Annotated in this window: 5 protein-coding genes and 1 pseudogene; 2 read left to right on the top strand and 4 right to left on the bottom strand. The window is 65.5% G+C overall.

Annotated elements, in window-relative coordinates:
- Positions 1–44 precede the first annotated feature (44 nt).
- Positions 45–311: an integrase core domain-containing protein gene (locus ACWGI8_RS36750; protein ID WP_453667777.1), complete on the top strand. Its 267-nt coding sequence runs from the start codon at positions 45–47 to the stop codon at positions 309–311.
- A 209-nt stretch (positions 312–520) separates the two neighbouring features.
- On the opposite strand, the gene ACWGI8_RS36745 is transcribed toward ACWGI8_RS36750, so the two are convergent.
- Positions 521–1,666 carry a S8 family serine peptidase gene (locus ACWGI8_RS36745; protein WP_453667776.1) on the bottom strand — a complete coding sequence of 382 codons (1,146 nt, stop codon included), beginning with the start codon at positions 1,664–1,666 and terminating at the stop codon, positions 521–523.
- Positions 1,667–2,078: 412 nt separating this feature from the next.
- Here ACWGI8_RS36745 and ACWGI8_RS36740 point away from each other — a divergent pair, with 412 nt between their 5' ends.
- Positions 2,079–3,851: an IS1182 family transposase gene (locus ACWGI8_RS36740; protein ID WP_453667775.1), complete on the top strand. Its 1,773-nt coding sequence runs from the start codon at positions 2,079–2,081 to the stop codon at positions 3,849–3,851.
- Positions 3,852–3,854: 3 nt separating this feature from the next.
- Here ACWGI8_RS36740 and ACWGI8_RS36735 read toward each other — a convergent pair.
- The 3 genes and pseudogenes from ACWGI8_RS36735 to ACWGI8_RS36725 all read right to left on the bottom strand — a co-directional run.
- Positions 3,855–4,875: pseudogene (locus tag ACWGI8_RS36735) on the bottom strand (ISL3 family transposase); the annotation flags it as partial.
- 104 nt (positions 4,876–4,979) lie between these two features.
- The gene (locus tag ACWGI8_RS36730; RefSeq protein WP_453667773.1) at positions 4,980–5,981 is read right to left on the bottom strand and encodes an ATP-grasp domain-containing protein; all 1,002 of its coding nucleotides are present in this window, start codon (positions 5,979–5,981) and stop codon (positions 4,980–4,982) included.
- Positions 5,982–6,017: 36 nt separating this feature from the next.
- A complete protein-coding gene (locus ACWGI8_RS36725) occupies positions 6,018–6,230 on the bottom strand; it encodes a ubiquitin-like protein Pup (RefSeq protein WP_453667771.1) in 213 nt (70 codons plus the stop codon).
- Positions 6,231–6,450: the final 220 nt, after the last annotated feature.

Here is a 6,450-nt window from a genome sequence, read left to right as displayed (position 1 = left end):
AGCCTCACCACACCGGGGATGAAACGGATGGACCAGCCGCACACATCCATCGTCATCGAGGGGAACGAGCGCATTCGACGGCGAGTGCCAACGCCCTGATGGAATCGACGATCGGCCTGTTCAAGACCGAGCTGATCAAACCCGGTCGGCCCTGGAAGACGCTCTCCCAGGTCGAGCTCGCCACCGCCGAGTGGATCGACTGGTACTGCCACCGCCGACTCCACGGTGAGATAGGCCACGTCCCGCCCGTCGAGTACGAGACCACCTACTACATGAAATCCACGAAACCCCAGGTCACAACCACAATCTGAGATCTCTACCGAACCCGGGGCGGTTCATACGGAACTTCCGAGCATGAGTCGGACGAGAATGAGGGCAGCCAGTGACGAGCTGTGGTCGGCGTGTCTCATCAGAAACGCACGACCGCCGCAAAGCCGGGCGCGTCTGTGGACCCAGCGGCTGGAGTCCACAGACGAGTCCACTCGATTGCGGCGGCTAGCGGCACAGCCGCCCGATCTGATCAGCCTTCGGCCTGTTCCCGGCTCCGACGACAGGCGCGGGGTACGAGCAAGGCCGCTGCCGTCAGGCCGGCAGCGAGAATTGCCGCAATGCCGCTGAAGGCCAGAGCGTGGTTGCGTGGTCCATGGTCCGGCAGCTCGACGCCCATCACCGGTACCCTTCCGGTGAACCGGTCGCGCACGACGGCCTTCGGGCGTTCGCCCGCCTTCCCGGGGCCTGGTCCGGCCTCTCCAGACAGCACTGAGGTCACTGTCGCGTAAGGGTTGACCACCCCCCAACCAGCTTTCCGGTTCGGCACAGGGCCAGGAGCATGATCCGCGCATTCCCGAAGTCTCCGCGACAGAGCGGCAGCATCCAGTCCAGGCCGATAGGCGGCCACGAGCGCGGCGGTGCCCGCCACCAGCGCCGCCGGGGAACCCTCGTCATAGCTGTCGCCCCGGACATGCATCGGTGTACGGATACCCAGTCCTACCAACTCCTTGCCGGGCGCAAGCAGGTCGATCTTTCCCAGACCGGCCGAGTTCACTGGAACGCCGGTTTGGTCCGACCCGGCGACCGCCAACACCGCGGAGTAGCCCGCGGGGTAGCCCTGGTGCTCCGACCCATCAGCCGTCTCATACATACCGGCGCTTGCCACCACCAGGACCCCGTGTCTGTCCGCGTACGACACGGCATGTTCCAGCACGCTTGATGGCCCAACCGGACTGGCACTGACCGCCACCACCCGCGCCCCGGAGTCAACGGCGTACCGAATGGCGTCCGCCATGCTCTTTGAGGTGCCGTCCCGCGCGTCAGTGTTCTGCCTGACCGGCAGCACGTTCGCTTCCGGGGCCAAGCCGAGAACGCCGGTCCCCTCAGCCTGCCGTGCCACGATGAGGCCTGCTGCGAAAGTGCCTCGCCCCAGGCAGTCCCGGTCGCCCGGCCCTCGAGCGACGGTGTTCCTCCCACGGAGAACCGCACCCGCCAACTGTGGGACGGCCGCATCGACTCCGCTGTCCACCACGGCGACCAGAACACCGGAACCCTTGGTCAGGTGATGCACACGGTCCGCCCGGAGCCACTGTTGTGCCCAGGGCGTGCCTGCGAATCGCTCGGTTCCCGGCCGTGTGCACTCCTGACTGGGCTCGGCCCAGGTCGTAGAGGCCATCCCGATCGACACGGCAGTAACCGTCACCACGAGCGACAAGAACTGTGCCGTCCGACCTCGCCGGCGGGCTGGACGGACTCGGCTGACTGGAATGAACAACTGGTCCTGCGGCATGACGCTCCCGGGATCGGATGGCCGATGGTCCTCTTCCGGAATACGGCCGTGCCGCTCGCGGCGTTCGCCTCGGCGGCTGGCGGTCCCATCCATTGCAGGTTCGAACGATTCCGCATGCGCTGAAAAGCCACGGCGGTGCAGCCCTGGTTGGGGGACTGTCAATTTTTCGGCTCTGTCTCACTTTCGAGATGCTGTTGGTGATCTTCACTCGATGGGGTGAAGCCTGCTGACCGTGGCTGTGTTCATGTCCTCGTGATGCTGCGCTGGTGGGAGCGGGGCGATTTCGGCGGTCGGAGGGGTGACCGCAGTGGCAATGGGTTCGGTTTCGGGGCGGGTGATTCCGCCGGTGACGGTGCGGATGGCATCGGCGAGCAATCCACGGGGCACGGCCGCGATGTGGGTGCGCGATCGCCTGGACGGCCTGTTCACGGATGTCGACTTCGCCGACTGGTATCCGGCTGGCGGACGGCGTGGGCTGTCGCCGGCTCAGCTGGCTCTCGTGTCCGTGCTGCAGTACGCGGAGAACCTCACCGACCGGCAGGCGGCGGACGCAGTCCGCTGCCGCCTGGACTGGAAGTACTGTCTGGGCCTTGAGCTGGACGATCCGGGATTCGACTTCACGGTCCTGAGCGAATTCCGTGGCCGGGTGGCCGAGGGCGATCGCGCGGACCGGCTCTTGGCGCTGGTCGTGGACCGGCTTGCAGAAGCCGGGCTGGTCAAGCGGCGGGGACGGATCCGGACGGATTCCACCCACGTGTTGGCGGCGGTGCGCCGTCTGAACCGGGGTGAACTGGTCGCTGAGACGCTGCGCTGTGCTCTGGAGGACCTCGCGCTGCAGGGCGAGGGGTGGCTGGCCGCTCTCGTGACTCCTGACTGGGCAGACCAGTATGGCCGGCCGGTGCGCTATGACCGGCTTCCCCGCGGCGGAGACGCCTTGATCGCCTGGGTGCTGCGGGTGGGTGAGGACGGGCTGCACATCCTGCGCGCCGTCTATCACGACGATGCCCCGCCTGGGCTGCGGGAGTTGAAGTCCGTGCAGGTCCTGCGGCAGGTCTGGGTCCAGCAGTACTGGCACGACGCATCGGGCCAACTCCGCTGGCGGCAAGCGAAGTCGACCCGCGACCGGGCCAGCCGGAGGGCGACCGGGCAGAGGAACACCGGCAAGACCTCGGCGGACGGCCGATCAGATCCTGATTCTGCACGGGTGCCGTGGTCCACGATGGAGATCTTCACCCCGCACGATCCCGAGGCCCGTTACAGCCAGAAGGTCACCGCGGCCGGCCAACGCGACTGGATCGGCTACCGCGATCACCAGACCGAGACCTGCGACGAGACCAGCCCCAACGTCATCGTCCAGGTGGTCACCCGCCCGGCGCCGCAGCAGGACATCGACGCCCTCGACGACATCCACAAACAGCTGACCCACCAAGGCTTTCAGCCCCTCGATCACGTCGTCGACGGCGGCTATGTCACCCCGGACAGCATCCACCAAGCGGCCATGACCTGGGGCATCCCCTTGCTCGGCCCGGTCCGCGACGACCCACAAGCCGCCCAGCGACCGGGTTTCACGAAAGAGGACTTCCACATCGACTGGGACAACCGCACCCTCACCTGCCCGAACGGCATCACCAGCCCACCCTGGAAACCCGCCTTGGGCGACGGACATCCCCGGCTGTCCGTCCTCTTCCCCCGCAAGGCATGCCGGGAATGCGACGACCGCCTGAAGTGCACCGGCAACGTCGATGGCAAAGGACGCCGCATCCTCCTGCTGCCCGAGCCCCAGCAGAAGATCCAGTCACAGGTCAGGAAAGACCAGAAGACCAGCAGCTGGCAGCGGCGCTATGCCATCCGCGCGGGCTGCGAGGCCACTGTCTCAGAAACGGTCCACGCTCATGGCCTGCGCCACTGCCGCTACCGCGGCCTGGCAAAGACGCACGTCCAGCACGTGCTCACAGCCGCTGGAACCAACATCGTCCGACTCAGCGAATGCTTCCCGCCCGGCACCACACCGAATTCTCCGCCACGACCACCCAGCCACTTCCAGCGGCTCTGTCAAAGGCTGACGACCTGAAGATCACCAACAGCATCCTTTCGATGGTGACGGAGCATGTTGCTGTCCGAGGAGGATGCGGTGGCGGAGGAGGGGAAATCCGGCGCGGCCGTACATCTGTCGTTTGATCATCTTGGTCTTGGTGTTGACGCCCTCGGTGGGCCATTGCTGTAGGGGAGGTGAGCCCGGCGACGGCGGCCTCGTGGTTCTGGTCGAGGCCGTTGAGGAAGGCGTCCAGCTCGGGCAGGCCAGCCTCGCGTACCTGCTTGATCCATGCGTCGAGGTCCGTGCCGCGGCGCTCGGCCATGAGATGGGCGAAGTCGCGCACGAGCTGGGCCAGTGTGGTCATCTCCGGGCAGGCAGTGAGGAGTTCGCCGAGGTGGGTACGGGCCCTGTCGGGCAGGTTCTCCAGGCGGCTCGTGATCCAGGAGGCGAGGCGGCGCGACGAGGGCGTGATCCGGTCGCCTTCCAGGCGGCCCTGGTTGATGTACTTGTAGAGCAGGTTGAGGCTGCCCATGTATCCGAGCTGGCGGATCTCCTCGAGCAGGCGCTTGACCGGCACACCGGGCCCATCCGTTCAGCGCCGGCGCAGGTGGTTCCGGTAGGCGTCGACCTGGCGGGCGCGGTACTGGGGCGGTCGGCGCAATCGGTCGGGCTCGGGTGCGCGTGCGTACCGTTTGACGGTGTTCAGCGCCAGGTGCAGCCTGCGGGCGCAGTCCAGCAGGCCCACTCTCTTGCCGAGCAGGTCGTGGACGGTGTGCCAGCGTTCCAGGGTGGTGTGCTCGCGTGTCAGCATCCGTCGCTTTGGCCCGGCCTCCGCCCAACAGCCGCCGTGGGCCACGACCGCCTTCTCGACCGCCCGCGTGAGGCCGTGCCACAGGTGCCACCTGTCCCTGACTTGCGCGGCATCGGGCAGGGCCCGGCGGATCGCATCGGCGTAGGACACGGAGCCGTCGCGGCACACGATCTCGATACCGGGGTGGTCACGCAGCCACACCTGGAGCGTGTCGGCCTTGCGGTCGGGCGGCACGTCGATGCGCTGGTGTGCTCGTTGGCATCTCGCATGTCATGTCAACGACACCAACCACACTGCGTCGCCGCCGAAAGTGAGACAGAGCCGAATTTCTTACAGACCCGCATAAACGTGTACTACGGGCAGAGCCTGGTGCGGAGGTAGGAGGAGTAGGCCCGCGTCTTCTCTGCCGCGAACGCTCCGCTCCCGATGGCCGGGCTGGAAGTGACTTCCAGGAAATGCCATTGCCGCGTGTGGCGGTCTTGCACCACATTGACGCCGGCGATGTCGCAGCCCATGAGCTCGGCTGCTCTGACGGCCATCTCGATCACGCGGGGCTCGAAGGTCTCCGTCTCGAACAGGGTTGCGTGGCCGCCTTGCTCTGTGTTTGCGAGATGAGTTCCGTCGGTGTTACAGCGGTGCATGACGATCGGAGCTTCCCCGCCAAGCACCAGTATCCGGAAGACGCCGTTGTTGGCGATGAACCGCTGGGCAAGAAATCCGACTTTGGCATGGGCGGGATCGAGGACATGTCGGAGGAAGTCAACCTTGGTCTCGATCAGATAATTGAGCCGTCCGCCGCTGCCGTTCATCGCCTTCAGAACGAAGGGCAGGCCAAGCCCCTCGGCCACATCCTCGAAAGATCTGTCCAGGAGGTGCCGGGGGAGGTAAAGAGATGAGGGGACCGGCAGTCCGTTCTGGGCGAGGACCATGAGTTGGTAGAGCTTGGTGGGCGCACTGATCGCGGCAGCGTTAATCGGAGGCCGGTGCTTGTGTGTGAGATAGGCGGAGATGGAGCTGAGCAGTGTGGCTGTTGGACGGGGGTAGGCGGCGACCTGGATCAGCCCGAAGTCCGCCAGGTCCCTGCCGCCAACGGTCTCATATACTCGTGTGCGTTCAGTCTCGACGGAGAACGCGATGTCACCGATTCCGCAGAAGAAGGTCTTGATACTTCCGAGATCCAATCCGGCAGACAGGGCGTAGTCGGGCTGGAAGACCTCCCCGTTGATGACAAGGAGGTCACGACTGGCATGGAGACCGTCAAGGTCCGTGAGTCGTGCGGGACCGGAACAGCCCAGAAATCTTCGAGCCAAGGCGCCCAATAACTCCATGGCCGGAATGGGCAGCTTCCGCGGCAAGGTTTCCTCCCTCTGCTCAGCGATCTGGTGCGGCTCCTACTCGCCGCCCTTTTGCTTGAAGCCCTTGACCCACTCTTCGGGATTCTCGATCACACTCAGGACGTCATCGATCTGTTCGAGAAGGTCATCGCTTTCCTCCGTGGAGACTCCCGGTGCGCCCTTGGCGTTCTTCGCCGGCTCGGCAACAGCCTCGGTCTCTTCGTCCTCGCGCGACGATCTCCGCTTCTGTCCGGCTGTGTGACTCTGCATGACAGTTCCGACCCCTCGTCTCTCCCTGCGACACCCGCTTGGACGCAGTCCCGCACCAACTGCCTGCGCGGAACACCATCTGCCTGGTTAACGGGCCCAAGCCAACTCGGGTTCACTGCCATGACTAGCCTGCGCGTTTCACTTGGGACCGTGTTCGGATCATGAGCGGTAACGCGAAAGTGCCTTCTGGGCTGGGACGATGAACCTTGTCGAGGGGTTC

This window comes from Streptomyces sp. NPDC054841 (assembly GCF_053611045.1).
The sequence above is the reverse complement of the archived record's forward strand: the minus strand, read 5'-3'. Positions and strand labels throughout refer to the sequence as shown.

Bases quoted from the DNA above. Each gene is read 5' to 3' on its own strand.
- ACWGI8_RS36745 (WP_453667776.1), bottom strand. From the start codon at position 1,666: ATGGCCTCTACGACCTGGGCCGAGCCCAGTCAGGAGTGCACACGGCCG.
- ACWGI8_RS36725 (WP_453667771.1), bottom strand. From the start codon at position 6,230: ATGCAGAGTCACACAGCCGGACAGAAGCGGAGATCGTCGCGCGAGGAC.